Genomic DNA, 2,403 nt, shown 5'->3' on the forward strand with positions numbered 1-2,403 from the left:
GCCGCTCATTTGCGACTTCCTTATGTTAACATCTTCGTTAGTTAATGTCAACTAAGTTTTTCATTTCGTTTGTCGCTCTCGACGTTATTGTCATCGGCGACTTGTTCTATATTACACCTCTAATCTCTAATCGTCAATACGTTTTTTTAAAAAAACTTCATTTTTTTTAAACCCTATTTACATACCTCTTCTATCAGAATATATACGCAACCCATATACTACTCTATGGGTTGCTTTCCATCATAAAAACTATTGTTCTTTTGAAGGTACCGAACAGCTTTCATCTGTACAAGACATATCGCTTCCACCTTCTGAAGAAAGCTCTTGTAACGTAGGTACAGGATTCTCTTCTTCCCACACTTGCTGAAGTGCACCAACAAAAGTTTCAAGTGGTTGTGCACCTGAAATAGCATACTTTTGATTAATAATAAAATAAGGCACTCCTGAAATTTGATATTGCTGAGCGATCGCTTCATCAACTCTAACATCATTTGCATATGCGCTTTTATCATTAATAACCTGTAAAGCTTCTTGTTTATCTAAACCTGAAGCTTCAGCTATAGTAACAAGCGTATCCACATCACTTAAATTTTTCGATTCAGTGAAATATGCAAAAAGTAGATTTTCCGTAATCTCTTTTTCTTTCCCTTGATCCTTTGCAAATTTCGCAAGACGATGCGCATCAAAAGTGTTCGTCGGCTTCATCTCATCAAAATTAAAACTTAAACCCATACTAGCTGCATGATTACCTAGCTGCACGTTATTACGTTTCGCTTCTTCAATACTAATCCCATACTTTGATGCAAGTACTTCATTAATACTTGTTCCAGAATAGATTGGAGCATTTTGGTCTAATTCAAAACTTTTAAACTCAACTTCAACATCCTTCTTATGAGGAAATTGCTCTAAAGCTACTTCTAATCTACGTTTCCCAATGTAGCAAAACGGGCATACAAAATCTGACCATACTTCAATTTTCATAGAAACACCTCATTAACATGTAGTTTTCAATCATTGTAGCACTGGCACTAAGGAATTCAAAAATTTATGCTTCAAGCCTTATATACTACAACCTAAAATAAATCTATAAATAGAAAAACGATAATCAAAAGTATTACCTTCTGATTATCGCATATATAAATCTAATTATGCTTGAATATATCTTTCCACGAACCTCCATACGGTATTCCAATACGTATTTGAATCTATCTTCTCAGCTTCTCCATGTCCAGCACCTGGAACAATTAATTTCTCTTTTTCTACTTTTGCAGCATTATATACTTCATCTAACATTTCAAAAGGAACGAATGTATCCGCATCCCCATGAATGAATAGCATCGGTGTTTTACTTTTTGCAACTTGTTTAATAGCTGAAGCTTCTTCTAAATCATATCCAGCTCTTAATTTTGTAACTGTATTTGCCGCATTCATAACAGGAAACTTCGGCAAGTGGAATAGATCTTTTAATTGATACGTAAATTCATCAACAACAGTTGAGTACCCACAATCTTCAATAATAACTTTAACGTTAGAAGGTAAATCCTCACCCGAAGTCATCATTACAGTTGCACCACCCATTGAAACACCAAAGAGCCCTATTTCAGCATTAGGATCTTTCTTTACAATTTGTTGAATCCAAATCAAAATGTCTTTACGATCATGCCAGCCCATACCAACATAATCCCCTTCACTATTCCCGTGCCCACGAAGATCTGGTGCTATAACGTTATACCCTTGTTCATAAAAGTTCCGGATATATTTCGTCATTTTCGATGCCCTACTATCATATCCATGAACTACAATTGCCCATTTATGACTAGATTGTTCATTCATATATTCATAACCCGTTAATTTCAAGTTATCGAAAGAATTTATGTGTAGTGTATTAGGTTTATGATTTGATACAAAGTTCGCATCCTTTTCTTCATTTGTAGCCAACACATCTCCTGATGCATTCACTGTTTCTACTAAGTGAGGGTTATCCTCTAAAAACTCTTTCTCTTGTTTCGCATTCAACGCATAATTATAAAAATAATTCCCAACTAACATATAAGTAATCGCTAGAAGGACTAAAACTACTATAGTAATTACACCTATCTTTTTCATATTATCTCCTTTTTCAAAATTAAGTCTTCTTATATTCAAATACTCAAAAAACAACTGCACTATTTTAACACACCGACAGATTACTTCTACAAAAAATAAAATAGAAAATCTTATACTACATATCAAAAATAATGAAAGAAAATAAATATAAGAGGATTAAAAAATAAGGATTAGGAGTTAGAAACATAAAAAAGACGAGTCATTCTGACTCGTCTTAAGCTTGCTTGGCGACGTCCTACTCTCACAGGGACAAGGTCCCAACTACCATCGGCGCTAGAGAGCTTAACTTCCGTGTTC

General features: G+C 34.4%; 2 protein-coding genes. Both read right to left on the reverse strand.

Translation table 11 applies throughout. The features are described 5' to 3' along the window. Nucleotides 1-249: 249 nt before the first annotated feature. Complete coding sequence (locus tag FH036_RS26850) at nucleotides 250-981, reverse strand: DsbA family oxidoreductase (protein ID WP_000687959.1); 732 nt, start codon at nucleotides 979-981, stop codon at nucleotides 250-252. A 165-nt stretch (nucleotides 982-1,146) separates the two neighbouring features. Further along, nucleotides 1,147-2,106 carry an alpha/beta hydrolase gene (locus FH036_RS26855; protein ID WP_000719801.1) on the reverse strand — a complete coding sequence of 320 codons (960 nt, stop codon included), beginning with the start codon at nucleotides 2,104-2,106 and terminating at the stop codon, nucleotides 1,147-1,149. Nucleotides 2,107-2,403 lie beyond the last annotated feature (297 nt).

The organism is Bacillus sp. CD3-5 (genome assembly GCF_006349665.1).
Lineage (GTDB): Bacteria > Bacillota > Bacilli > Bacillales > Bacillaceae_G > Bacillus_A > Bacillus_A paranthracis.

Excerpts from the sequence above, each read along its gene's own strand:
- FH036_RS26850 (WP_000687959.1), bottom strand. The coding sequence starts at position 981 with ATGAAAATTGAAGTATGGTCAGATTTTGTATGCCCGTTTTGCTACATT.
- FH036_RS26855 (WP_000719801.1), bottom strand. The coding sequence starts at position 2,106 with ATGAAAAAGATAGGTGTAATTACTATAGTAGTTTTAGTCCTTCTAGCG.